This window comes from Variovorax sp. 01T432 (assembly GCF_056398605.1).
This window is the reverse complement of sequence record NZ_JBFTPS010000002.1, coordinates 95,550-118,465: the sequence shown is the minus strand read 5'-3', so window position 1 is coordinate 118,465 and position 22,916 is coordinate 95,550. Positions and strand designations below refer to the sequence as shown.

Annotated in this window: 20 protein-coding genes; 3 read left to right on the top strand and 17 right to left on the bottom strand. The window is 68.2% G+C overall.

All coding sequences use genetic code 11. The annotated features are described in order from the left end of the window. Positions 1–10: 10 nt before the first annotated feature. From AC1DNF_RS02185 to AC1DNF_RS02150, 8 genes are all read right to left on the bottom strand, one after another. A complete protein-coding gene (locus AC1DNF_RS02185; RefSeq protein WP_478146898.1) occupies positions 11–1,183 on the bottom strand; it encodes a c-type cytochrome in 1,173 nt (390 codons plus the stop codon). Between the two features lie 47 nt (positions 1,184–1,230). Beyond that, on the bottom strand, positions 1,231–1,758 hold the full coding sequence (locus AC1DNF_RS02180; protein ID WP_478146897.1) for a DUF1269 domain-containing protein: 528 nt from the start codon (positions 1,756–1,758) through the stop codon (positions 1,231–1,233). Positions 1,759–1,855: 97 nt separating this feature from the next. Continuing rightward, entirely contained in the window at positions 1,856–2,074 is a 219-nt protein-coding gene (locus tag AC1DNF_RS02175) for a SlyX family protein (protein WP_478146896.1), read from the bottom strand. A 37-nt stretch (positions 2,075–2,111) separates the two neighbouring features. Further along, the gene (locus AC1DNF_RS02170) at positions 2,112–2,588 is read right to left on the bottom strand and encodes a nucleoside deaminase (RefSeq protein WP_478146895.1); all 477 of its coding nucleotides are present in this window, start codon (positions 2,586–2,588) and stop codon (positions 2,112–2,114) included. Then, positions 2,581–3,351 (bottom strand): ABC transporter permease, encoded by a 771-nt coding sequence (locus tag AC1DNF_RS02165; protein WP_478146894.1) that lies wholly within the window; start codon positions 3,349–3,351, stop codon positions 2,581–2,583. The genes AC1DNF_RS02170 and AC1DNF_RS02165 overlap by 8 nt, the downstream gene beginning before the upstream one ends. 6 nt (positions 3,352–3,357) lie before the next feature. Further along, entirely contained in the window at positions 3,358–4,215 is an 858-nt protein-coding gene (locus AC1DNF_RS02160) for an ABC transporter ATP-binding protein (RefSeq protein ID WP_478146893.1), read from the bottom strand. A gap of 3 nt (positions 4,216–4,218) precedes the next feature. Further along, the gene (locus AC1DNF_RS02155; protein WP_478146892.1) at positions 4,219–5,244 is read right to left on the bottom strand and encodes an ABC transporter substrate-binding protein; all 1,026 of its coding nucleotides are present in this window, start codon (positions 5,242–5,244) and stop codon (positions 4,219–4,221) included. A gap of 87 nt (positions 5,245–5,331) precedes the next feature. Continuing rightward, positions 5,332–5,889, bottom strand: a complete 558-nt coding sequence (locus tag AC1DNF_RS02150) for a peroxiredoxin (protein WP_478146891.1) — start codon at positions 5,887–5,889, stop codon at positions 5,332–5,334. Positions 5,890–5,919: 30 nt separating this feature from the next. On the opposite strand from AC1DNF_RS02150, the gene AC1DNF_RS02145 reads away from it, so the two are divergent. Continuing rightward, a complete protein-coding gene (locus AC1DNF_RS02145) occupies positions 5,920–7,503 on the top strand; it encodes a phospholipase D-like domain-containing protein (RefSeq protein WP_478146890.1) in 1,584 nt (527 codons plus the stop codon). 13 nt (positions 7,504–7,516) lie between these two features. Here the strand turns inward: AC1DNF_RS02145 and AC1DNF_RS02140 are convergent, their stop codons facing one another. From AC1DNF_RS02140 to gcl, 4 genes are all read right to left on the bottom strand, one after another. Further along, on the bottom strand, positions 7,517–9,817 hold the full coding sequence (locus AC1DNF_RS02140) for an NADP-dependent malic enzyme (protein WP_478146889.1): 2,301 nt from the start codon (positions 9,815–9,817) through the stop codon (positions 7,517–7,519). Between the two features lie 416 nt (positions 9,818–10,233). Beyond that, positions 10,234–11,124: a 2-hydroxy-3-oxopropionate reductase gene (locus tag AC1DNF_RS02135; RefSeq protein WP_478146888.1), complete on the bottom strand. Its 891-nt coding sequence runs from the start codon at positions 11,122–11,124 to the stop codon at positions 10,234–10,236. After that, positions 11,121–11,888, bottom strand: a complete 768-nt coding sequence (gene hyi, locus AC1DNF_RS02130) for a hydroxypyruvate isomerase (RefSeq protein ID WP_478146887.1) — start codon at positions 11,886–11,888, stop codon at positions 11,121–11,123. Before hyi ends, AC1DNF_RS02135 begins: the two co-directional genes overlap by 4 nt. A 23-nt stretch (positions 11,889–11,911) precedes the next feature. Continuing rightward, positions 11,912–13,705, bottom strand: a complete 1,794-nt coding sequence (gene gcl, locus AC1DNF_RS02125) for a glyoxylate carboligase (RefSeq protein ID WP_478146886.1) — start codon at positions 13,703–13,705, stop codon at positions 11,912–11,914. Positions 13,706–13,911: 206 nt separating this feature from the next. Here gcl and AC1DNF_RS02120 point away from each other — a divergent pair, with 206 nt between their 5' ends. Next, positions 13,912–14,844, top strand: coding sequence for a LysR family transcriptional regulator (locus AC1DNF_RS02120; protein WP_478146885.1), 933 nt, complete (start codon positions 13,912–13,914; stop codon positions 14,842–14,844). 160 nt (positions 14,845–15,004) lie between these two features. Here the strand turns inward: AC1DNF_RS02120 and AC1DNF_RS02115 are convergent, their stop codons facing one another. Beyond that, positions 15,005–16,735, bottom strand: a complete 1,731-nt coding sequence (locus tag AC1DNF_RS02115; protein ID WP_478146884.1) for a peptidoglycan D,D-transpeptidase FtsI family protein — start codon at positions 16,733–16,735, stop codon at positions 15,005–15,007. A 153-nt stretch (positions 16,736–16,888) separates the two neighbouring features. Between AC1DNF_RS02115 and AC1DNF_RS02110 the strand changes: the two genes are divergently transcribed. After that, a complete protein-coding gene (locus tag AC1DNF_RS02110) occupies positions 16,889–17,698 on the top strand; it encodes a fumarylacetoacetate hydrolase family protein (RefSeq protein ID WP_478146883.1) in 810 nt (269 codons plus the stop codon). On the opposite strand, the gene AC1DNF_RS02105 is transcribed toward AC1DNF_RS02110, so the two are convergent. From AC1DNF_RS02105 to AC1DNF_RS02090, 4 genes are all read right to left on the bottom strand, one after another. Further along, a complete protein-coding gene (locus AC1DNF_RS02105; protein ID WP_478146882.1) occupies positions 17,699–19,453 on the bottom strand; it encodes a chloride channel protein in 1,755 nt (584 codons plus the stop codon). After that, the gene (locus tag AC1DNF_RS02100) at positions 19,450–19,875 is read right to left on the bottom strand and encodes a MarR family winged helix-turn-helix transcriptional regulator (protein WP_478146881.1); all 426 of its coding nucleotides are present in this window, start codon (positions 19,873–19,875) and stop codon (positions 19,450–19,452) included. The genes AC1DNF_RS02105 and AC1DNF_RS02100 overlap by 4 nt, the downstream gene beginning before the upstream one ends. Before the next feature lie 169 nt (positions 19,876–20,044). Further along, positions 20,045–20,740: a molybdate ABC transporter substrate-binding protein gene (locus AC1DNF_RS02095; RefSeq protein WP_478146880.1), complete on the bottom strand. Its 696-nt coding sequence runs from the start codon at positions 20,738–20,740 to the stop codon at positions 20,045–20,047. Between the two features lie 39 nt (positions 20,741–20,779). After that, on the bottom strand, positions 20,780–22,915 hold the full coding sequence (locus AC1DNF_RS02090; RefSeq protein ID WP_478146879.1) for a xanthine dehydrogenase family protein molybdopterin-binding subunit: 2,136 nt from the start codon (positions 22,913–22,915) through the stop codon (positions 20,780–20,782). Position 22,916 lies beyond the last annotated feature (1 nt).

Genomic DNA, 22,916 nt, shown 5'->3' with positions numbered 1-22,916 from the left:
TGGCGCGCGCTCACCGCTGCGCCTTCTGCTGCTCCGGTGCGGCCTGGGCCGCGGGGGTTGCGGGGGGCGCGGGAGCGCCCAGGCTCTGGATGAAGGCGACCAGCGCGGCCAGTTCGTCGTCGCTCAAGTCGATCTTGGGCATGATGGGCGCGAAGCCCTTCACCGTGCGGGCCTGCGGGTCGCGGATGAAGCTCTGCAGGTAGGCTTGGTCGACCCGCGCGGTGGAGCCGTCGCTCATGGTCTCGGTCTTGCCGTACAGGCCTTTCCAGGTCGGCCCCACGCGCGGCGTGCCGTCGGTGGTGTGGCAGGCCACGCAACCCTTGGACTGCGCCAGGGCCTGGCCCTGCGCGACCTGCCCGCCGGCGCCTCCGGCCGGCGCGGGCGTCGCGGCGGCGGCCGCCATCGTCGCGAAGGTCGGCTGCTCGCGCAGCCACGACTGGAAGCTCGCCGCGTCCACCACCGCCACGTAGCCGCGCATGTTCGGGTGGCCCACGCCGCACAGCTGGGCGCAGAGCGCCTCGTAGCGCCCCAGCCTGGTCGGCGTGAACCAGAAGGTGCTGACCTGCCCGGGCACCGTGTTCATGCGCGCGCGCATCGGCGGCAGGTAGAAGTCGTGCAGCACGTCGTGGGATCGCAGCAGCACCTTCACCGGCTTGTCGAGCGGCAGGCGCACCTCGTCGGCCGTGATCAGGATGTCGTCCTGCCCCGCGGGGTCGGCGGGGTCGATGCCGAAGGGGTTGGCCGCGCTGACGAAGCGCGCGTCGGTGGCCCCCAGCTTGCCGTCGGCGCCGGGAAAGCGGAAGCGCCATTGCCATTGCTGGCCCAGCACCTCCAGCACGAGCGCGTCCTGCGGCGCCCTGATGTAGTTCGCGTACACCACCAGGCCGGGCGCCAGCAGCGCGGCGATGCCCACCGTGGTGGCGCCGATCAGCCAGCGCTCGAGCGTCTTGCTCTCGGGCTCATGGGAGGCGCGGCTGCCTTCGCGATGGCGGAAGCGCAGCAGCGTGTAGACCAGGAACAGATTGATGACGACGAAGAACAGGCCCGTGATCACCAGCGTGATCGTCAGCGTGTCGTCCATCTCCTTCCAGTTCGATGCCAGGGGTGTCGTCCACCAGGGATTGACGAAATGGAACAGCACCGACCCGAGGACGATGAGCGCGAGCGCGACAGCGATGATCATCTGCGGCCTCTGGGCTCGGCATCGGCAAGCCGCCCTTCATGCGCGCTTCAGGGGAGCGCCGGAATCAGGCGCTCTTCGCCTTCGAACCGGGCTTCCGGGTGGGCGGTTTGAAGCAGCGCCTCGACATCCCGCAGGCGCTGGGGCGGCACGTCCACCATCAGCAGGAGCCGCCCCTGGGCGATCGCGCCCTCGAAGCGCTGCAGCCGGGGGCTCGGGATGGACACGCCGATCATGCTGGAGGACCAGGCGCCGACCAGGCCGCCCAGGACGGCCAGCACGGCGGCGGCTTCCCACTGCGGAGAGGATGGCGGAAACTCCCCGGAGAAGGGGAAGAGCAGCGCGGTCGCAAGACCGACGACGATGCCGAAGCCGCCGCCGACCACGAGGCCGGTCTCGCCGGCGTGGACCAGGTCCGAGGTCTGCCACACGCTGGCCGCGTGCAGCTCGCTCAGGTCCATGTCGGCGCGTCCGTAGAAATGGACGTGCGCGGCATCGATGCCTGCCGCCCGCAGGTCATGCATCGTGCGTCTGGCACTCGCCAGATCGGGCATCAGCCAGTAAAGGCGTCGTTTCATGGCACCCTCCTTCCCGTCTCGGACGAACAAGGAAACCATGGACGACTTATAGGCCTTTGCGCGGGCCTAATCAAGTCCGTGGCGATGCCGCCGGGCCCTAGTAATGGGGCGGCAGCTCGTCGCGCGCGTTGCGCGCCGCGCCGCTGCCGCCTTCCGGGCTTTGCTGGCGAAGCCGGGTGACCTGCAGCACCAGGCTGTCGATGAGCTGCTGCTGCCTGTAGAGCGTCAGGTTCAACTGGTCGAGCAGGTCTTCCGTGAAGCTCGCCTTGATCTCCAGTTCGTTCAGTCGGTCTTCGACGTCGTGCGTTTGTTCCATGCCGCTATTGGACAGGAGTTTGCCGCGCCTGCCCGGATCAGCGCGCTTCCCAGAAGCCCCGGTGGGTCGCGATCATCTCCTGCGCCACCTCGGGCACCGGCCCGATCACCTCGATCGCCTTCTGGCCGCGCGCGAACACCTCCCGGCAGGGCAGGCTCAGGGTCGGGTTCTCGGCATGGTCGCCGGTCAGCGCGAGCAGGGCGGATTCTTCCGCGCCGTAGACGATGCGGCCGATGTTGGCCCAGTAGGCGGTGCCCGCGCACATCGCGCAGGGCTCGAAGGTCGTGACCAGCGTGCAGCGCCAGAGATAGTCGGCCGGGTAATTGAGCGAGGCGGTCCGCGCGAGCGTGGCCTCGGCGTGATGCACGGTGTCGATGTTGCCCTGCTCGGCGAGCACCGTCTCGCCGTCGGGCGCGATCAGCACGGCCCCGAAGGGATGGCGGCCCATCGCCATCGCGCGCCGGGCCACTTCGTTCGCGCGGCGCAGCGCGCGCACGATCTGGTCGCTAGTCATTCTGAGAACCCCGATGCGCCCAGCCGGTCGTGTGCTTCTCGATCGCGCTGAACAGTTCATACATGCCCATCGCCATCGCGCCCACCACCATCAGCCCCGCGAAGGCCAGGCCCATCTGCATGGCCGAGCCGGCCGAGATCAGCAGGTAGCCGATGCCTTCGTTCGCCGCCGTCATCTCCGACACCGTGGTGCCGACGAAGGCCAGCGTGATCGCGACCTTGAGCGAGGCGTAGAAGTAGGGCATGGAGCGCGGCAGGCCGATCTTGACCAGCACGTCCCAGCGCTTGGCGCCCAGCACGCGCAGCACATCCTCCAGCTCGGGTTCGAGCGTTGCCAGGCCGGTCGCGATGTTGACCATGATGGGGAAGAAACTGATCAGGAAGGCCGTGAGTATCGCCGGGCCCGCGCCGATGCCGAACCACACCACCAGGATCGGCACGAAGGCCGCCTTGGGCAGCGCATTGAAGGCCGTCATCAGCGGGTACATCGCCGCGTACGCGAGGCGCGAACTGCCGACCACGAAGCCCAGCAGCACGCCCACCACGATGGCAAGGCCGAAGCCCGCCATCGTGACCCAGAAGGTGCGCCACGCATGGCCGGCGATGATCTCCTTGAATTCCCAGAACTGCGTCCAGATGCGCCAGGGGCTCGGGAAGATGAACTCCGAGACGCCGAAGCCGGAGCAGATGATCTGCCACAGCACGACCACCGCGACGAGCAGCAGCCAGGGCGACCAGCGTTCGATTTGCCTGTTGTTCTTCATGGCATCCTAGGGCGCGAGAACCGCGGGCCGCGCGGCGGCGGAAATGGCATGGCTTCGGATCGCCCCGATGTGTTCGCGCAGCTCCAGCACGATGTCCGTGAACGCGGTGGTGTAGGTCAGCTCCAGCTCGCGCGGGCGCGGCAGGTCGATCTCGCGCCTGACCACGAAGCGCCCCGGGCTCTTGCTCATCACGTACACCGTGTCGGCCAGGAACACCGATTCGCGCAGGTCGTGCGTCACCAGGACGACGTTGAAGCGCTGCTCGGTCCAGAGGTCGCGCAGGATGCACCACAGCTCCTCGCGGGTGAAGGCGTCCAGCGCGCCGAAGGGCTCGTCGAGCAACAGCATCTTGGGCTCGTGGATGAGCGCGCGGCAGATGCTCGCGCGCTGCTGCATGCCGCCCGAGAGCTGCCAGGGGAACTTGTCCTCGTAGCCGGCGAGGCCCACCTTCTGCAGCAGCCGGCGCGCGCGCTCGATGTATTCCTTGCGCCGCGCCTTGAAGCTGGAGCGGTAGGGCTCCACGATCTCCAGCGGCAGCAGCACGTTGTCGACCGTGGTGCGCCACGGCAGCAGCGAAGGCGCCTGGAAGGCCATGCCCGAGATCTTCAGCGGCCCGCTCACGGGCTGGCCGTCGATCCGGATCCTGCCCATCGACGGCATCCGCAGGCCCGTCGCGAGCTTCATGAAGGTCGACTTGCCGCAGCCCGAAGGCCCGACGATGGCGATGAATTCGCCGCGCCCGACCTTCAGGTCGATCGCCTCGACCGCGAAGTGGTTCTGCGCGAGCAGCTCGTCGTTGTAGGCGAGCCAGACGTCCTGGAAGTCGACGAAGGGCGTGAGAGCCGTGTCCTGCGTGCCCTCCATCGCTTACTTGCGAAGGATGTTGAGTTCGGCCGCGGAGGGCAGCATGGCGGCCGTCCACACAGCGTCCGGGCTCACGCGCGTCTTGGTGTTGAAGGCATCCGACACCTGCGAGGCCATCAGCGACAGCCGCCCGGCGTTGACGACGCCGAAGCCCTCGGCGCGGGCGTCGGGGCTGTCGATGACGGTGTCGATCGCCATCTTGAGGCGGCGGGTTTCGAGCGCCGTGTCGATGATGCCGTCACGCTTCTTGACCGACTCGATCGCCACCGCCGGATTGGCGATGACTTCCTTCGCGCCCTTGGCGAAGGCCGTGAGGAAGGCCTTCACGGCCGCCGGGTTCTCCTTGATGAGCCGGGGCGAGGCGATGATCACGTTGCCATAGAGCTTCACGCCGTAGTCGGGGTAGGCCAGCACCACGATGTCGGCCGCCTTGGCACCGCGCGCCTCGAGGTTGAGCAGCGAGGTGAAGGTGAAGCCGGTGATGGCGTCGATGTCGCCGCGGATCAGCATGGTCTCGCGCAGCGTCGGGTCCATCGCCGTCCAGTTCACGGCGCCGAGCTTGTTGGCCTTGGCGAAGATCGGGAAGGCGCGGCGGCCGGCATCGAACACCGGGGCGCCGAGCTTCTTGCCTGTCAGGTCGGCCGGCTTGGTGATGCCGCTCTTCTTCAGCGCCATGACCGAGGCGGGGGTGTTGTTGTAGACCATCATCACCGCCACAGGCTTGTTCGGCGCGTCGGGGTTGTTGGCATGGAATTCCATCAGCGCCGCCAGGTCGGCGAAGCCCATGTCGTAGGCGCCCGAGGCCACGCGCGTGACCGTGCCGCCCGAGCCGTTGCCCGCGTCGATGCTCACGTCCAGGCCGGCGTCCTTGAAGTAGCCCTTGGCGGCCGGATGAAGGAAGAGCGCGGCCGGTCCTTCGAAGCGCCAGTCGAGCTGGAACTTGATCGGCGTCTGCGCGTGAGCGGCTCCGAGGCCGAAGCAGAGCGCCGATGCGGCGAGGAAGGACTGGATCAGTTGGCGCTTGTTCATTCGAATTCCGTGTGGGTGGGTGCACGGGATTCAAGCAAAAAAGGTGCCCGCACGCACTTGGTGCGAACCCGGCAGGCGGCGAGGCTCTTACCTGGCCCGCTCCCGCGCGAGTTCCCGGGCGGCTGCCAGCATCTTCGCGACGTGCTGGTCGGGGTTCAGGCTCTGGTACGTCGCGGCCACCTTGCCGTCCGGCGCGATCGCATAGGAGATGCGGTTGGCGTAGCCGGGGCGTGTCTGCAGCCCGGCGTCGAAGGACTTGACGATCGCCTCCGTGTCGTCGGAGGCGACCGGGAACTTCCCCTGGCACGCCTGGCTGGAAAACCGGGTCAGCGTATCGATGTCGTCGGTCGACACGCCGATCACCGTCGTGCCAAGGGCCGCGAACTGGTCGACGGCCTCGGCGAAGGCGTGGGCTTCCAGCGAGCAGCCGACCGTGAAGGCCGCGGGGAAGAAATAGACGATGACCGGTCCGCGCGCCAGCGCCTTCTCGAGCGAGTAGCTGAAGGGCTTGCCGTCGAGGGCGGCCTGCGCGCTGAACATCGGCACCACTTGCCCGATGGGCAGCGCCGCCCGGGCGGTGCCGGCCAGCCCGGCAGCGAGCATGATCAGGGGCCACGCCACGCTGCCCTTCGTCATCCATCTCATATTCAGCTCCCGGGTCAGTCGATGTTCCGCATGTTATTGCAAGGTTCCCTGGGCCACAGCTTCCGCCGCGCGACGCTGGTGGCGCTGGGGTTGTTGCTTGCCGCCTGCGGCAGCCTGCCGCCGGTCAAGCAGATGGAACACTCGATGTCGCTGGCGCCCGATCCGACGACGCCGCTCGCCAGGGTCGTCGAGGCCTCCACGCCACCGGGCGAACATTCGGGATTCCGGCTGATGCCGACGGGGGTGTATTCGCTCGATGCCCGCATCCAGCTCGCCGACCGCGCCCAGCGCAGCCTCGACCTGCAGTATTACGTGCTCGCGGACGACGCCGCGGGCCGCATGCTGCTGCGTTCGCTCAAGAAGGCCGCGCAGCGCGGCGTGCGCGTGCGGCTCCTGGTCGACGATCTCTACACCGTCGGCACCGAGCAATTGCTGCTGGCGCTGCAATACACGCCCAACGTCGAGGTGCGGCTCTTCAATCCCTTCTGCTGCCTGCGCGGGAGCCTGGGCGGGCGTTTCGTGGCGTCGGCCTTCGACATCCGGCGGCTCAACCACCGCATGCACAACAAGCTCTTCATCGCCGACGGCGTGATGGCGGTGGCCGGGGGACGCAACATCGCCGACGAATACTTCACGCTGAACACCTCGCAGAACTTCGTGGACATGGACGCGGTGGTCGTCGGCAAGGTCATCGGGCAGCTCGGCGCCATCTTCGACGACTTCTGGAACAGCGAGGAGGTCTACCCGATCGCCGCGATCGTCCGGCCCCGGCTCGACCGCGCCGCCGCCGTGGCCGCCTTCGATGCCGAGGTCGGACTCGACGGGCCCGGGTCCCGGATTGCGCTGCCCTCCACCGACATGCTGGGCTACGGGCCGATCGGGGAGGAACTCGACGAGGGCAAGCTCGGCTTGCTCTGGGGGCGGGCCAACGCGGTGGCCGACCCGCCCGACAAGCTGCGTTCCGCGACGGGGGATGACGCCTACGCCTCCAGCGTCACCAGGCGCTTCTGGAGCCGCCTGCTCGAAACCGAGCACGAGCTCGTCCTGACGACGCCCTACCTGGTGCCCGGCGACCGGGGCATGGACGCGTTCGAATCGCTGCGCAAGCGCGACGTCAAGGTGACGCTGCTGACCAATTCGCTGGCCGCCAATGACGAGCCGCTGGTGCACAGCGGCTATGCGCGCTACCGCAAGCGGATGCTGCGCGAGGGCATCGACCTCTACGAGCTGAGCCCGGCGCGCACGACGCACACCCCGCGCTTCGGCATGCTGGGCAGTTCGCGCGGGCGTCTGCACGCCAAGACGGCGGTGGTGGATCGGCGCCGGATGTTCATCGGCTCGGTCAACCTCGACCCGCGCTCGGCCACGCAGAACACCGAGATGGGCATCATGATCGACAGCCCGCAGCTCGCGCGCGAGATGCTGCGCATCATCAACATCAGCAAGATCGAGAGCGCCTACCGGCTGCGCCTGTCGGCGGAAGACGGCTCGATCGAATGGCTCACGATGGACGCCGACAAGGAGGTCGTGCTCCACGCGGAGCCGGAGTCCACCTGGCTTCAGCGCGTCTACAACAAGGTCTTCGGCGAGCTGGTGCCGGAGGACCTGCTGTAGCGCGCGCCTCGCCCTAGCGGGAAGACGATGCGTTGGCCACCGCCAGCGCCGTCATGTTGACCACGCGGCGCACGGTCGAGGAGGGCGTCAGGATGTGGGCCGAGCCGTTGGTGCCCATCAGGATCGGGCCGACCGTCACGCCGTTGCCGCCGGTCATCTTCAGCACGTTGAACAGGATGTTCGCGGCGTCGAGGTTGGGGCAGATCAGGAGGTTGGCTTCGCCCTTCAAGGTGCTGTCGGGCATGGCGGTCATGCGCACTTCCTCCGACAGGGCCGAGTCGCCGTGCATCTCGCCGTCGCACTCGATGTCCGGTGCCATCTTGGCGAACAGGTCGCGCGCGAGGCGCATCTTGCGTGCCGAGGCGCGTTCGGACGAACCGAAGTTGGAATGCGACAGGAATGCGACCTTGGGCGGCAGGCCGAAGCGCCGCACTTCCTCGGCCGCCATGGCGGCGATGTTCGCCAGCGTCTCCGCGCTCGGGTCCTCGTGCACATTGGTGTCGGCGATGAACAAAGTGTATTTCTGCAGCGTGAGTGCGTTGAGCGTCGCGAAGCCCGGCGCGCCGCGCTTGAGGCCCAGCACGTTGCTCAGGATGCGCAGGTGGCTGTCGAAGCGCCCGACCAGGCCGCAGAGCATGGCATCCGCGTCGCCCAGGTGGACCATCAGCGAGGCGATGGTGGTGTTGGAGCGGCGCACCATGGCCTTCGAGGCTTCGGGCGTGATGCCGCGGCGGCCCATGAGCTTGTGGTACGTCTCCCAGTAGGTGCGGAAGCGCGGGTCTTCCTCGGGGTTCACGCAGTCGACGTCGACGCCCAGGCGGATGTGCAGGCCAGCCTTCTTGATGCGCGTCTCGATCACCGCGGGGCGCCCCACCAGGATCGGCTTGGCGAAGCCTTCGTCCACCGCGAGCTGGGCGGCGCGAAGCACGCGGTCGTCCTCGCCTTCGGCGAAGGCCACGCGCTTGGCGGTGGCGAGCTTGGCGGCGCTGAACACCGGGCGCATGAACATGCCGGTCTGATAGACGAAGCGCGTGAGGTGCTGGCGGTAGGCCTCGAGGTCTTCGATCGGGCGCGCGGCGACGCCCGAGGCGGCGGCGGCCTTGGCGACGGCGGGCGCGATGCGCAGGATCAGGCGTGAATCGAAGGGCTTGGGGATGATGTAGTCGGGACCGAAGGCGAGTTCCTGGCCCGCATAGGCGGTGGCCACCTCTTCGCTGATGTCGGCCTTGGTGAGTTCGGCGATTTCGCGCACGCAGGCGAGCTTCATCTCCTCGGTGATCTTGCTTGCGCCGCAATCCAGTGCGCCGCGGAAGATGTAGGGGAAGCACAGGACGTTGTTGACCTGGTTCGGGTAGTCGGAGCGGCCGGTGGCGATGATGCAGTCGGGCCGCACGGCCTTGGCGAGTTCGGGCCGGATCTCGGGCTCGGGGTTGGCCAGCGCGAGGATGATGGGCTGGCTGCCCATGCTCATGACCATGTCCTGCGTGACGACGCCGGGGGCGGAGCAGCCGAGGAAGACGTCGGCGCCCTTCATGACGTCGGCCAGCGTGCGGGCGCCGGTGTCTTTCTGGGCGTAGCGTGTCTTGGAGTCGTCGAAGCCGCCGGCGCGGCCGACGTAGATCAGGCCCTTGGAGTCGACGGCGAAGATGTTCGCGGGCTTGGCGCCGAGGCCGACCATGACGTCGAGGCAGGCGATGGCGGCGGCGCCGGCGCCGGAGACGGCGATCTTCACGTCCTCGATCTTCTTGCCGACGAGTTCGAGGCCGTTGATGAGCGCGGCGGCGGAGATGATGGCGGTGCCGTGCTGGTCGTCATGGAACACGGGGATGTTCATGCGCTCGCGCAGCTTCTTCTCGATGTAGAAGCATTCGGGCGCCTTGATGTCCTCGAGGTTGATGCCGCCAAGGGTGGGTTCGAGCGAGGCGATGATGTCGACGAGCTTGTCGGGGTCGTTCTCGGCGAGTTCGATGTCGAAGACGTCGATGCCGGCAAACTTCTTGAAGAGGCAGCCCTTGCCTTCCATCACGGGCTTGCTGGCGAGCGGGCCGATGTTGCCCAGGCCCAGCACGGCGGTGCCGTTGGTGACGACGCCCACGAGGTTGCCGCGCGAGGTGTATTCGGCGGCCATGGAGGGGTCGGCCTGGATGTCGAGACAAGGGTAGGCGACACCCGGCGAATAGGCCAGCGAAAGATCGCGCTGGTTCAGCAGGGGCTTGGTGGGGGAGATCGAGATCTTGCCCTTGACAGGCGATCGGTGGTATTCCCGTGCGGCGTCGCGCAACGCTTCTTCTGCGGGGGAAAGAGGGTTGGCCATCAGTGTCTCCTTGCTGTCTTTTTGGCTGATGAGAGAGGCTACTCCAAAGTAGTGTCTGTCTGGTTGGTGGAAGCACCTTGGTCCGTGGAATTTCTTGTGCGCGCAAAGAGCGCCCGGCATGCGAGCATCGATGGCACCTCCAACGGATCGACCCATTCGCAACAACGAGGCTTCCGGCGGAGAAATGATCCCCTGGCGTGTCCTGCGGAGGCGGGCGGTGTGCCCTTGGGTGGCCGTTGAGGCACCGCCGAGCAGCGCAGCGGCGGGCGGATAAGGGCACGTGCTGTTTGAGCGAAGCGAGTTTGCACGTGACCCCGCCTGACGCGAGCAGCGCAGGGAACCCCGAAGGGGCGGTGACGTCGGCCGCCCAAGGGCACACCGCCCGCCTCCGCCGCCCCCCGCCGCATCTCTGACTTTCAAGAAGCCACAGGATGTCCCGCCAAGGCCTCCAGCGCAAGCACCAATGCCGAGTGGTCCTCTTGCCCATGCCCCAGCGCGGCACATGCGTTCATCAGTTGGGCCGCACTCGCGGTCTGAGGCAGCGCCACCCCCAGCGCCCGTGCGCCCTGCAGTGCGAGGTTCAGGTCCTTCTGGTGCAGCGAGATCCGAAAGCCTGGCGCGAAGGTGCGCTTGATCATCCGCTCGCCGTGCACTTCCAGGATGCGCGAGGATGCGAACCCACCCATCAGCGCCTGCCGCACCTTGGCCGGATCCGCGCCGGCCTTGGATGCGAACACCAGCGCCTCGCCCACCGCCGCGATGTTGAGCGCCACGATGATCTGGTTCGCCACCTTGCACACCTGGCCGTCGCCCACGCCGCCCACCAGCGTGATGTTCTTGCCCATCTTTTCCAGCAGCGGCCTGACGTTGGCGAACACCGCCTCGTCGCCGCCGCACATGATGGTCAGGCTCGCCGCCTTCGCGCCCACCTCGCCGCCCGAGACCGGCGCGTCGACATAGCCGCATCCGAGTTCGGTGATTCTTCTGGCGAAATCCTTGGTCGCGATCGGATCGATCGAACTGCAGTCGACCACCGTCTTGCCCTTCGACAAGCCCGCCGCCACGCCGCCTTCGCCGAACAGGACCTTCTCCACATCCGGCGTATCCGGCAGCATCAGGAAGACCGCGTCGGCCTGCCGCGCGACCTCCGTGGCCGAGGCGCAGACCACTGCGCGCGAGGCGAAGGGTTCGGGCACCTTGCTTCGCGTGTGGATGAAGAGCGAGTGCCCCGCCTCCAGCAGATGCCCGGCCATGGGCGCGCCCATGATGCCCAGGCCGATGAAGCCGATCTTTTGAGCCGTGCTCATTGCATCCACCCCAGACCTTCCACCGTGCTGCCGCGCGGCTTGTATTCGCATCCGATCCAGCCGGAATAGCCCAGCGAATCGATGTGCTTGAAGAGCCAGGTGTAGTTGATCTCCCCCGTGCCCGGCTCGCCCCGCCCCGGGTTGTCGGCCACCTGGATGTGGCCGATGCGCGCGATGTTCTTCGCCAGCGTGTTGCCCAGCTCGCCCTCCATGCGCTGCGCATGGTAGATGTCGTACTGCAGCAGCAGATTGGACGAGCCGACCTCGTCGATCAGCGACAGGGCCTGGTCCGTGCGCGTCAGATAGAAGCCCGGAATGTCGAAGCTGTTGACAGGCTCGATCAGCAGGCGGATGCCGGCGGCCCGCAGCTCCTTCGCGGCGAAGCGCAGGTTGTCGACCACCACCTTGCGCGCGTCGCCGGCCGTCACGCCCGGCGGCAGCTTGCCGAGCAGGCAGTTGAGCTGCGGGCAGCCGAGCGCGATCGCATGGTCGATCGCGCGCGTCACGCCCTCGCGGAACTCGCCCGCACGCTCCGGGTGGCACGCGATGCCGCGCTCGCCGGCTTCCCAGTCGCCGGCAGGGAGGTTGTGCAGCACCTGCGTCAGGCCGTTGGCGCGCAGCGCGGCGGCCAGCTCCTTCTTGTCGTAGGCGTAGGGGAAGAGATACTCGACGGCCTTGAAACCCGCCTTGGCGGCGGCCTCGAAGCGCTGCATGAACGGCACCTCGTTGAAGAGCATCGTGAGATTGGCGGCGAACTTGGGCATGGTCCTTTCCTTCTTTCTGACAATCAATCCAGCATGGCGGCCGCGATGGCCGTGGGCGCGTCCTCCAGCCCTTCGGCCAGCGGCTCGAATTCGTTGATGGCGTCGATCTCGGTGCCCATCGCGATATTGGTCACGCGCTCGAGCATCACCTCGATCACCACCGGCACCCTGAACTCGGCCATCAGGGCCTCGGCGCGCCGGATGGCCGGCGTCATCTCCTCCTGCTTGTACACACGGATCGCCTTGCAACCCAGCCCTTCGACGACCTTCAGGTGATCGACGCCGTAGCTGCGCTCCACGCCGGCGTCGGCGTCGGCATTGATGTTGTCGAAGCCCAGCTGCACGCAGTAGTCCATCTCGAAGCCGCGCTGCGACTGGCGGATCAGGCCGAGGTAGGAGTTGTTGACCACGATGTGGATGTAGGGCAGCTTGAACTGCGCGCCCACGGCCAGCTCCTCGATCATGAACTGGAAGTCGTAGTCGCCCGAGAGCGCGACGATCTTGCGGCCCGGGTCGGCCGCGCGCACGCCCAGCGCGGCCGGGATGGTCCAGCCCAGCGGCCCGGCCTGGCCGCAGTTGATCCAGTGGCGCGGGTTGTACACGTGCAGGAACTGCGCCGCCGCGATCTGCGACAGGCCGATGGTGCTCACATAGCAGGTGTCGTGGCTGAAGTTGTTGTTCATGCACTGGTACACGCGCTGCGGCTTCATCGGCACGTCGGCGAAGTTGGTCTTGCGCAGCATGGTCTTCTTGCGCTCGCGGCACTCGCCGGCCCAGTCGCCGCGCGCGGGCAGCCTGCCGGCGGCCTTCATCTCCTCGGCGACCTGCACGAAGAGTTCGAGCGCGGCCTTGGCGTCGGAGACGATGCCGAAGTCGGGCGTGAAGACGCGGCCGATCTGCGTCGGCTCGATATCGACGTGCACGAAGGTGCGGCCCTTGGTGTAGACCTCGACCGAGCCCGTGTGGCGGTTGGCCCAGCGGTTGCCGATGCCGAGCACGAAGTCCGAGGCCAGCATGGTCGCGTTGCCGTAGCGGTGGCTGGTCTGCAGGCCGCACATGCCCGCCATCAGCGGATGGTCGTCGGGGATCGTGCCCCAGCCCATCAGCGTCGGGATCACCGGCACGCCGGTGGCTTCGGCGAAGCGCACCAGCAGGTCGCTCGCATCGGCGTTGATGATGCCGCCGCCGGCCACGATCAGCGGGCGCTCGGCGGCGTTGAGCATGGTCATCGCCTTCTCGATCTGCGCGCGCGTGGCGGCGGGCTTGTAGGGCTTGAGGGGCGTGTAGGTGTCGATGTCGAATTCGATCTGCGCCATCTGGACGTCGAAGGGCAGGTCGATCAGCACCGGGCCGGGCCGGCCCGAGCGCATCAGGTGGAAGGCCTGCTGGAACACCTGCGGCACCTGGCCGGGCTCGCGCACCGTCACCGACCACTTGGTGACGGGCTTGGAGATGGATTCGATGTCCACCGCCTGGAAGTCTTCCTTGTAGAGCCGGGCGCGCGGGGCCTGGCCGGTAATGCACAGGATGGGGATCGAATCCGCCCAGGCGGAGTAGAGGCCCGTGATCATGTCGGTGCCGGCCGGCCCGGAGGTGCCGATGCACACACCGATGTTGCCGGCGACGGCGCGGGTGTAGCCCTCGGCCATGTGCGATGCGCCCTCGACGTGGCGCGCCAGGATGTGGGCGATGCTGCCCTGTTTGCGCAGGGCCGAATAGAGCGGGTTGATGGCGGCGCCGGGCACGCCGAAGGCCTGCGTCACGCCTTCTTTCTCCATTACCAGCACGGCGGCCTGGGCTGCGGTCATCTTTGTCATGTCGATCTCCTTTAATTGAACTCACCCCCGGGCTTGCCCACTTCGTGTGGCCGCCCGGCCCCTTGCAGGGGGGCAACACCTGCGGCCCGGCGCAGCCGGTTCCGCGGTGTTTCTGGGGCTCACTGTAGGAGCGGCGGGGGTGCGATGGAAGACGGCGCGGGGCCATATGGCCTATTCCGGGCTGGAATAACTGGCTACGATGGCGCATGGACCGATTGCTCGCGATGGAGATGTTCGTGCGCGTGGTGGAGACCGGCAGTTTCTCCAAGGCCGCGCGCGAGTTCAACACCACCCAGCCGACCGTGACGAAGCAGGTCGCCGCGACCGAGGCGCGCCTGAAGGTGCGCCTGCTCAACCGCAACACGCGGGGCGTGAGTCTCACGGAGTCGGGGGCGCTTTACTATGAGAAGTGCAAGGGCATCGTGCGCGACGCGGAGGAGGCCGAGAGCATCGTGAAGCTGCGGCAGTCGCAGGCGCAGGGGCTGCTGCGCATCGGCACTTCGACCGCCTTCGGGCGCCGCGTGGTGGTGCCGCTGGCGCTGGAGTTCATGGCGCGGCACCCGCAGGTGCAGGTGGACCTGAGCTTCGAGGACCGCTATGTGGATCTGGTGGCGCAGGGTCTCGATGTCGCGATCCGCATGGGCAAGCTGGCCGATTCATCGCTGGGGGCGCGCTTCCTGGGCATGAACCCGTGGGTGATGGTCGCCGCGCCGGGCTACCTGAAGAAGCACGGCACGCCGAAGAAGGCGCAGGACCTGAGCGGCCATGTGGCGCTGATCTACAGCAGCGTGGTGGGTGACGACGTGTGGCACATGCACACGCCCAGGGGGGAGGCGGTCACGGTGCCGGTGTCGGGGCGGCTGCGCTCGAACAACGTGTCCGCGGTGCTGGCGGCGGCGCGCGCCGGGCTCGGGATCGCGCTGATGCCGCGCTATGTGGCGAGCGACTCGCTGGCGTCCGGGCAGGTGGTGGAGGTGCTGGCGGACCATGCGCTGGCGGAGCAGGAGATCCACGCGGTGTTTCCGTCGCCCAAACTGGTGCCTGGGAAGGTGTCGAGCTTCGTCGCGTTCCTGCAGGGGCGCTTCGGGGAGCGATGGTGGGTTGGGGAAGAGGGTGTGGACTTGGCGATGGGGTCCTGAGTGCGCCCCATGGAGGCACGCCCGGCATGCGGTGCGGGCTCCGGGGTGTGCAAACACCGAGGGCGCCTCCAACAGATCAACCCCCGCCGCGCCCCCGAACCTAAGGGCCCCCGAACCTAAGGGTCACACGCCCTCCCGCGCTCATGCGCCCACACAGCCCCTAGTGCGCCTGCGAAGTCACCGCCAGATCCGGCATCACATTCAGGATCCGCAGCGTCTGCTGCACCACCTGGCTGAAGACGGGCGCCGCCACCAGCCCGCCGAAGTATTTCCCCGCGCTGGGCTCGTCGATCATCACCGCGACGATGATGCGCGGCTTGTCGATCGGCGACATGCCGGTGTACCAGGCGCGGTACTTGTTGCTGGCATAGCCCTTGCCGACCTGCTTGTGCGCCGTGCCCGTCTTGCCGCCCACCGAGTAGCCGACCGTCTGCGCGAGCGGCGCCGTGCCGCCCGGCGCGGCGGCCATGTGCATCATCTTGCGCACTTCGCTCGCGACCTCGGGCGTGAAGACCGGCACCCCGACCGCCGGCGCAGTGGACTTCAGCAGGCTCACCGGCACCACCTCGCCGTCATGCGCGAAGGCCGTGTAGGCATGCGCGATCTGGAACAGCGAGGCCGACAGGCCATAGCCATAGGACATCGTCGCCTGCTCGATCGGCCGCCACGACTTCCAGGGCCGCAGCCGACCCGTGACCGCGCCCGGAAAGCGCGTCTGCGGCTTCTGCCCGAAACCGACCGCGGTGAACGAATCCCACATCTCCTGCGCCGACATGCGCTGCGAGATCTTGGTCGCCCCCACATTGCTGGACTTCTGGATCACCCCCTCGACCGTCAGCACGCCGAAGTTCTCGTCGTCATGGATGGTCGCGCCCGCCACCGTGATGCGCCCCGGGTTGGTGTCGATCACCGTCTGCGGCTTCACGCGGCCCAGCTGCAGCGCCGTCGCGACCGTGATCGGCTTCATCGTCGAGCCGGGCTCGAACACATCGGTCATCGCGCGGTTGCGCAACTGCTCGCCCGTGAGGTTGTGGCGGTCGTTGGGGTCATAGCTCGGGTAATTGGCCATCGCGAGCAACTCGCCCGTGCCCGCATCCACCACCACCACGCTGCCCGCCCGGGCCTTGTTCTCGACCACCGCGTCGCGCAGCTTCTCGTAAGCCACGGCCTGCACCCGGTCGTCCAGGCTGAGCTGGATGTCCTGCCCGTCGATCGGCGGCACCTGCTCGCCCATGTCCTCGACCATGTTGCCCAGGCGGTCCTTGATGACGCGGCGCGAGCCGGCCTTGCCGGAGAGCTCCTTGTTGAAGGCCAGCTCCACGCCTTCCTGGCCGACATCCTCCACATTGGTGAAGCCCGCCACGTGCGCGGCCGCCTCGCCCTCGGGGTAGCTGCGCCTGTACTCCTTGCGCTGGTAGATGCCCTTGACCTTGAGATCGGCGATCTGCCTGGCCACGGCATCGTCGACCTGGCGCTTGATCCAGACGAAGCTCTTGTCCTCGTCCTCGAGCTTCTTGTCGAATTCCTTCTGCGGCATGCCCAGCAGCCTGGCGATCTGCTTGAGCTTGACCTGGACGGCGGGGTCGTCGCTGTCGACGTCCTCGGGAATGGCCCAGATGCTGGGCGAGGGGATGTCGGACGCCAGGATCAGGCCGTTGCGGTCGAGGATGCGGCCGCGGCTTGCCGGGAGCTCGAGCGTGCGCACGAAACGCAGCTCGCCCTGTCGCTGGAAGAAGCTGTTCGCGATGACCTGCACGTAGGCCGCGCGGCCCGCCAGCACCAAAAAGCCGAACGCAATGCCGGCCACGATCAACTTGCTGCGCCAGACCGGCGTCTTGCTCGCCAGCAAGGGACTGGTTGCGTACTGGACGCTGGGACCGCTTCGCCTCATCGATTATTCATTTCCTTCAACACCCCTGATTCTCTCCCGGGGAGAAGGTAGAGGCGCGGGTGGCGGCGAAGTTCCGGGCCGGCGCCACGAGACTGCTTGTGCGAAGGTCGCGCGGCCTCCATGATGGCGTCCCCACAACAAGACAGACGAGACATGACCATCACGAATCGAAGGGCCCTCCTGCAGCTGGGCACCGCCATGACCGCGGGCGCCCTGGCCGCCGGCTGCGCGACATCCGGTGCCGCCTCCGGTGCCGTGGCCGATGGGCGCAAGGCCCGCTTCCCGGTCGCCGGCACCTACATCCCGATTCTCGGCAGCGACGAGGTGTTCCCGGTGCGCCGCATCTACTGCATCGGCCGCAACTATGCCGCCCATGCGATCGAGCGCGGGTCCGACCCGAGCCGCGAGCCGCCGTTCTTCTTTCAGAAACCTACCGATGCGGTCCAGCTGGTGCCGCGGGACACGACAGTCGACCATCCCTACCCCCCGGTCACGAAGAACTACCACTACGAGGTCGAACTCGTCGCCGCGCTCGACAAGGGCGGGCGCAACATCCCCGCCGACAAGGCGCTGGACATGGTCTTCGCCTACGCCGTCGGCCTGGACATGACGCGGCGGGACCTGCAGAACAACATGGCCAACGAGAAGAAGCCATGGGAGATCGGCAAGTCCTTCGACCACTCGGCCGTGATCAGCCACCTGCACCCGACCAGCCGGACCGGCCATTTCGACAAGGGCGCGATCACCCTCAAGGTCAACGGTCAGGTCAAGCAGTCGAGCGACCTGTCCAAGATGATCTGGAGCGTCGCCGAGCAGATCGCCAACCTGTCGACCTACCAGGAGCTGTTTCCGGGCGACATCATCTACTCGGGGACGCCGGAGAACGTCGGGCCCGTGGTGCGCGGCGATGTGATGACGGGTCACATCGACGGCCTGTACGACATCAGCGTGAAGGTCGTCTGATCAGGGTTGCTGGGTCTGCCAGGGCATCCCGCGCATGCGTTCGCGCATTTCTTCCTCGTCGAAGTGCGCGAGCGAGGGCTTGATCAGGTCGCTGCGGGCGACGATGCCCACCAGCGCGAGGGATTGCGCGTCCTTCACCACGGGCAGTCGTTCGAGCCGATGCCGTGCGAGCCGCGTGGCGACCGTGCGGCAGCTCTCTTCCGGCAGGGCGACGACTGGCGGCGTCGCGCCGCAGGCCTCGCCCACCGTCGCCGCCGAGCGCGCGAGGCCCGCGGCGAGCGTGGCTCGGTCGGCCACGCCGATCACGCTGTCGCCGCGCAGCACCGGAAAGGCCCGGTGCGCCTGCCCGGCGCCGAAATGCACGGCGATCGCATCGGCCGTGGCCATGTCCGCGTCGATGCTCAGCACCTCGCGCGTCATGACTTCCTCGACGAAGTGGCGCTCCAGCGGATCGATGCCGTACTCGCGGTAGATGTGATAGCCGCGCCGAGCGATCTTCTCGGTGAGGATCGAGCGGCGCATCGTCAGCACGGTGAAGCCGTAGGCGACGGCCGAGGTGGTGAGCAGGGGCAGCAGCGCATTGCTGTCGTGCGTGAGCCCGAAGGCGAAGATGGTGGCGGTGAGCGGCGCCCGCATCACGCCGCCGAGCGTGGCGGCCATGCAGACCAGCGGCCACAGCATCGGGTCGTTGCCGGGCAGCACCGGCGAGAGCGCGACGCCCAGGCCCGCGCCCATCATCAGCAGCGGCGCGAGCACGCCGCCCGAGGTACCCGAGCCGAGCGCGATGACCCAGATCACCGCCTTCACGCCCAGCAGCGCGAGCACGACGCCGAGCGCGAGGTGGTTGTGCAGCAGGTCGCCGATGACGTCGTAGCCGACGCCCAGCGCGCGCGGTTGCAGGTAGCCGCCGATGCCGACGGCGAGGCCGCCGATCGCGGGCCACCACATCCAGTGCAGGGGCAGCTTGCCGAAGAGATCCTCCACCTTGTAGAGCGAGGTCGAGAGCGCGGCGGCCAGCCCGCCGCAGAGCAGGCCGGCGAGCACGCAGGACAGCATCGTCACGGGGTTCGCGGCGGCGGTCTGCAGGGGAAAGAGCGGGCCGGGGGCCATCAGCAGCGGGCGCGCGAAACCGGCGACGGCGCAGGCCACGGCGACGGGAAGCAGGCTGCGCGGGCGCAGTTCGAACAGCAGCAGCTCGACGGCCAGCAGCACGGCGGCCACGGGGGTGCCGAAGACGGCTGTCATGCCGGCGGTGGCGCCGGCGACGAGCAAGGCCTTGCGCTCGGCCGCGGTGAGGTGGAAGTGCTGCGCGATCAGGGAGCCGATGGCGCCGCCGGTCATGATGATCGGGCCTTCGGCGCCGAAGGGGCCGCCGCTGCCGATCACGATGCCGGAGGACAGCGGTTTGAGCAGGGCGACTTTCGGCGACATCTTGCTCTTGCCGAAGAGGATGGCCTCGATCGCTTCGGGGATGCCGTGGCCGCGGATCTTCTCGGAGCCGAAGCGCGCCATGAGGCCGACGATGAGGCCGCCCACGACCGGCACGGCGATGACCCAGGCGCCGAGGGTGTTGGCGGCGGGGGAGCGGTCGGCGAGGGAGAGCGTCTGGAAGAAGAAGAGGTTGGTGAAGAAGCGGATCAGGTCGAGCAGCACGTAGGCGGCGACGGTGCTGAGGGCGCCGATGACGGCGGCCATGGTCGTGATGCGCAGCAGCCGCGCGTTGAGGGCGAAGTCGCCCCGGTGGAGGTGGTTCATGGTGGCGGGACGTAGTCGATGTCTGGAATCTGGAACACGCCCTTGAGCGACTTGAGCTCGGCGCGGTGCAGGGCGGCCAGGCGCACGAGCAGGTGCTCGCCCTTGGGCAGGAGATGGACCTCGACCTGGCGGCGGTCGGTCTCGCTGGGGCGGCGCTCGACGAGTTCGAGCGACTCGCAACGCGTGACGAGCGCGACCGCGCCATGAGGCTGCATCTGCAGGCGGTGCGCCAGCTCGCCGACGGTGGCCCACTCGCGGCCGGGGAAGCCCTTGATGTGCAGCAGCAGCAGGTACTGCTGAGGCGTGATGCCTTCGCCCTGTGCGGCCTGCTCGGAGAAGCGCTCGAAGCGGCGCATCTGGTAGCGGAATTCGGACAGGGATTCGAAGTTCTTCTTGGTCAGCGTGCGCGCTGGGGTGGACATGGGGGATGGTGGAGGAAACGGCTGGTGAATATATCACGACGTGATGTATTTGTTCCTGGGACGTACCTTGTCCCATGGAAGCACGCCCGGCATGCGGTGCGGGCTGCGCGACCCCGTACCTATCGGCGCGCAGCCCGCCGCCGCCTGCCGCGCAGCGAACCCCCAGCCTTCAGACGCCGAAGCCGGACCGACGCCGCAGCGCCAGCGACGCCTCGCCTGACAGGGCCTCGACGAAGCGCGCAGCCAGCGCAGGCTGCGCCGCCCGCACACACACGGCTGCCGTATAGATCGTGCTCAGCGCATGCTCTGCCGGCAACTCTGCCACCAGCCTGATGCCCGGCGTGTACATGATCTCCGTCACCTGCGTGCAGCCGATCGCCCCTTCGGCGCCGCTCCTGGCAAGCTCGCGCATCGCCGTCGCGCCGTTGGGATATTCGTGGATGCGTCCCGCCAGCGTGCCATCGAGCCCGAGTGCCTTCAGCATCCCCGCGATGTGAATGCCGGCCGTGGACTTGGTGAGGTTGGGTACATAGAGCCCGCTGGCCGCCCCGAGCGTCTTCTTCAGCGCCTCGACCGTATCGACCGTCACCGCCGGCGCCCCTTCGGCCACCGCGATACCGGTCGCCACCGTCCCCAGCGCGCGCGCGCTGCCGGCCACCACGTGCCCTTGCTGCGTCAGTTGCTCGATCAACGATGCCGAGAGCACCAGCAGGTCGCAAGGCGCGCCGCCGAGCAGCTTGTCGCGCATCGCGCCCACCGCGTCGAAGCTCGCATCCAGCGTGCAGCCGTTCGCCTTCTCGAAGTCCTGTTGCAGCCCGGTCACCACGGCCTGCGCGGCGCCGCCGCTGAAGAGAGTCAGTTTCATGGAAGTTCCTGTGAATGAAAGAAGAGGGGCGCGCGGCGCTCAGAGCGCCATGGCCTGGATGATGCGTTCCGGCGTCAGCGGCAAGTCGCGCACCCGCACGCCCAGGGCATCGAAAACAGCATTCGCGATCGCCGCCGCAGTCGGCCCGAGCGAGGCCTCGCCCGCGCCGACGGAAGGATCGGCCGCGTTGGGAACGATGTGGACATCCACCCGCGGCGCATCGGGGAAACGCAGGATCGGGTAATGCTCCCACCCCACGTCCAGCATGCGCGTGCGGTCGAAGTGTGCCGCCTCCATCAGCGCCCAGCTGCAGGCCTGCAGCGCGCCGCCCTCGATCTGCTGCCGCACGCCATCAGGGTTGATCGCAAGGCCCACGTCCACCGCGACATGCAACTGATGCACGCGCACCTTCTGCCCGGCCTCCACCTCCGCGATCACCGCGCAGTAGGCGCCCGTGTTCTTGTAGCGCGCGAAGCCGATCCCTCGGCCGCGTCCTTCGCCGGCCGGTTCCGCGCGCGGCTGCCAGCCGGCCTGCGCCGCCACCGCGCGCAGCACGCCGACCGCGCGCGCGTCCGCCAACTGGCCGATGCGGTATTCCAGCGGGTCGCAAGCAGCCGCGAGGGCCAGCTCGTCCATGAACGATTCGATCGCGAACACATTCGCGAAGGCGCCCAGCGCGCGCAGGGCCGAGGTGCGCATCGGCACATCCAGCACCCGGTGGCAACGCACCGCCAGCCCGGGAAACGCATAGAGCGGATCGGCATTGCGGTCGCCGCCGCCGCCCGCCGCGCGCGGCGCGTCCGACGCCGCGACCCGCTCGAAAGGCGCGCCCAGGTACCACGAGCCGAGCAGCGTCGGCGTCGCGCCGCGGCCGGGCCGCAGCCCATGCCCCGGGCTCCATGATTCGTGCCGCCAGGCGACCACGCGGCCGGCCTCGTCGACATCGGCCTCGAGCTCGACCGCCATCGCAGGCCCCACCGGCGACCAGCAGAGCTCGTCGGCGCGCGACCATTGCACCCGCACCGGGCGCCCCGGACAGGCAAGTGCCAGCCACGCCGCATCGAAGGCCACGTCGTCCGCGCCGTTGTGCCCATAGCAGCCGGCGCCCTGCACATGCTGGACGACGATGTCCTGCGCCGGCATGCCCAGCGCCAGGCCCAGGTCCTTGCGCAGGTTGTAGACGCCCTGGCTGTGGCTCCAGACCTTCATGACGCCATCCGACAGCAAGGCCAGCGCGCACGAGGGCCCGATGGAGGCATGCCGGATGAAGGGCTTCGAATAGGCCGCGCGAACCGTGGCCGCCACCGGCGCCGCGGGCGCGCGCGCCGCATGCCCGAGTTCGAGCGTGGTGCAAGGCAGCGTCTTGAGCCATGCCGCCAGTTCGCCTTCTTCAGGCAGCGTGGGCGCCTCTGTCCACACCGCGAGCGCCGCCAGCCGCCGGGCCGCGCGCTCCGCCAGCGCCTCGCTCTCCGCGACCACGCCGAGCTGGGAGCCGTCCCTCAGGACATCGATCACGCCGTCCCAGGCGGCCACCTCCGCGGCCTCGCATGCGCGCAGTTCCGCGTGCGGGGAGGGCGGCCGCACGATGCGCCCATGCGCCATCGCCGGCAGCACCATGTCGTGGATGAAGACGAAGTCCCCGAACACCTTGTCCGCGATGTCCTCGCGCGGCTGCGACTGGCCGACCACGCGATAGTCGGCGGGGCGCCTGAGAGCCACGTCCGCGCTGGCGGCGACGTCGAGCAGCGCGGGGTCGGCCATCTCCCAGTAGCTGCCAAGGCGCCGATCGCCATCGAAGAAGACGCCGTCGGCCACCCGAATTGCCGCGGGCGGCACGCCCTGCGCTTCGGAGACCGCCGCCAGGTAGATGGCCCGCGCCTGCGCGCAGACATGGCGCAGCGCCGCCCCCGAGTGCTGCACCGACAGGCTGCCGGAGGTCACCGCCTCGTCCGGGCTCGTGCCCGTCACGGCCGCCACCATGCGAACCCGCGCGAAGCCGATGCCGAGCTCTTCCGCCGCGATCTGCGCCAGCGCATTCAGGATGCCCTGGCCGAGCTCGACCTTGCCGGAGTACACCTGGGCATGCCCAGAGGGGTCGATGCGCAGCCATGTCGCCAGCCGGCTGTTGGCCAGCAGGCTGGCCGGCAAGGGCGCGTTCGAAGTAGGTCCCGCCATG

Excerpts from the sequence above, each read along its gene's own strand:
- AC1DNF_RS02180 (WP_478146897.1), bottom strand. The coding sequence starts at position 1,758 with ATGAAACGACGCCTTTACTGGCTGATGCCCGATCTGGCGAGTGCCAGA.
- AC1DNF_RS02140 (WP_478146889.1), bottom strand. The coding sequence starts at position 9,817 with ATGGCCAACCCTCTTTCCCCCGCAGAAGAAGCGTTGCGCGACGCCGCA.
- AC1DNF_RS02120 (WP_478146885.1), top strand. The coding sequence starts at position 13,912 with ATGGACCGATTGCTCGCGATGGAGATGTTCGTGCGCGTGGTGGAGACC.
- AC1DNF_RS02115 (WP_478146884.1), bottom strand. The coding sequence starts at position 16,735 with ATGAGGCGAAGCGGTCCCAGCGTCCAGTACGCAACCAGTCCCTTGCTG.
- AC1DNF_RS02090 (WP_478146879.1), bottom strand. The coding sequence starts at position 22,915 with ATGGCGGGACCTACTTCGAACGCGCCCTTGCCGGCCAGCCTGCTGGCC.
- AC1DNF_RS02185 (WP_478146898.1), bottom strand. The coding sequence starts at position 1,183 with ATGATCATCGCTGTCGCGCTCGCGCTCATCGTCCTCGGGTCGGTGCTG.
- AC1DNF_RS02110 (WP_478146883.1), top strand. The coding sequence starts at position 16,889 with ATGACCATCACGAATCGAAGGGCCCTCCTGCAGCTGGGCACCGCCATG.
- AC1DNF_RS02135 (WP_478146888.1), bottom strand. The coding sequence starts at position 11,124 with ATGAGCACGGCTCAAAAGATCGGCTTCATCGGCCTGGGCATCATGGGC.
- gcl (WP_478146886.1), bottom strand. The coding sequence starts at position 13,705 with ATGACAAAGATGACCGCAGCCCAGGCCGCCGTGCTGGTAATGGAGAAA.
- AC1DNF_RS02100 (WP_478146881.1), bottom strand. The coding sequence starts at position 19,875 with ATGTCCACCCCAGCGCGCACGCTGACCAAGAAGAACTTCGAATCCCTG.
- hyi (WP_478146887.1), bottom strand. The coding sequence starts at position 11,888 with ATGCCCAAGTTCGCCGCCAATCTCACGATGCTCTTCAACGAGGTGCCG.
- AC1DNF_RS02105 (WP_478146882.1), bottom strand. The coding sequence starts at position 19,453 with ATGAACCACCTCCACCGGGGCGACTTCGCCCTCAACGCGCGGCTGCTG.
- AC1DNF_RS02095 (WP_478146880.1), bottom strand. The coding sequence starts at position 20,740 with ATGAAACTGACTCTCTTCAGCGGCGGCGCCGCGCAGGCCGTGGTGACC.
- AC1DNF_RS02145 (WP_478146890.1), top strand. The coding sequence starts at position 5,920 with ATGTTATTGCAAGGTTCCCTGGGCCACAGCTTCCGCCGCGCGACGCTG.
- AC1DNF_RS02165 (WP_478146894.1), bottom strand. The coding sequence starts at position 3,351 with ATGAAGAACAACAGGCAAATCGAACGCTGGTCGCCCTGGCTGCTGCTC.
- AC1DNF_RS02155 (WP_478146892.1), bottom strand. The coding sequence starts at position 5,244 with ATGAACAAGCGCCAACTGATCCAGTCCTTCCTCGCCGCATCGGCGCTC.
- AC1DNF_RS02150 (WP_478146891.1), bottom strand. The coding sequence starts at position 5,889 with ATGAGATGGATGACGAAGGGCAGCGTGGCGTGGCCCCTGATCATGCTC.
- AC1DNF_RS02160 (WP_478146893.1), bottom strand. The coding sequence starts at position 4,215 with ATGGAGGGCACGCAGGACACGGCTCTCACGCCCTTCGTCGACTTCCAG.
- AC1DNF_RS02175 (WP_478146896.1), bottom strand. The coding sequence starts at position 2,074 with ATGGAACAAACGCACGACGTCGAAGACCGACTGAACGAACTGGAGATC.
- AC1DNF_RS02170 (WP_478146895.1), bottom strand. The coding sequence starts at position 2,588 with ATGACTAGCGACCAGATCGTGCGCGCGCTGCGCCGCGCGAACGAAGTG.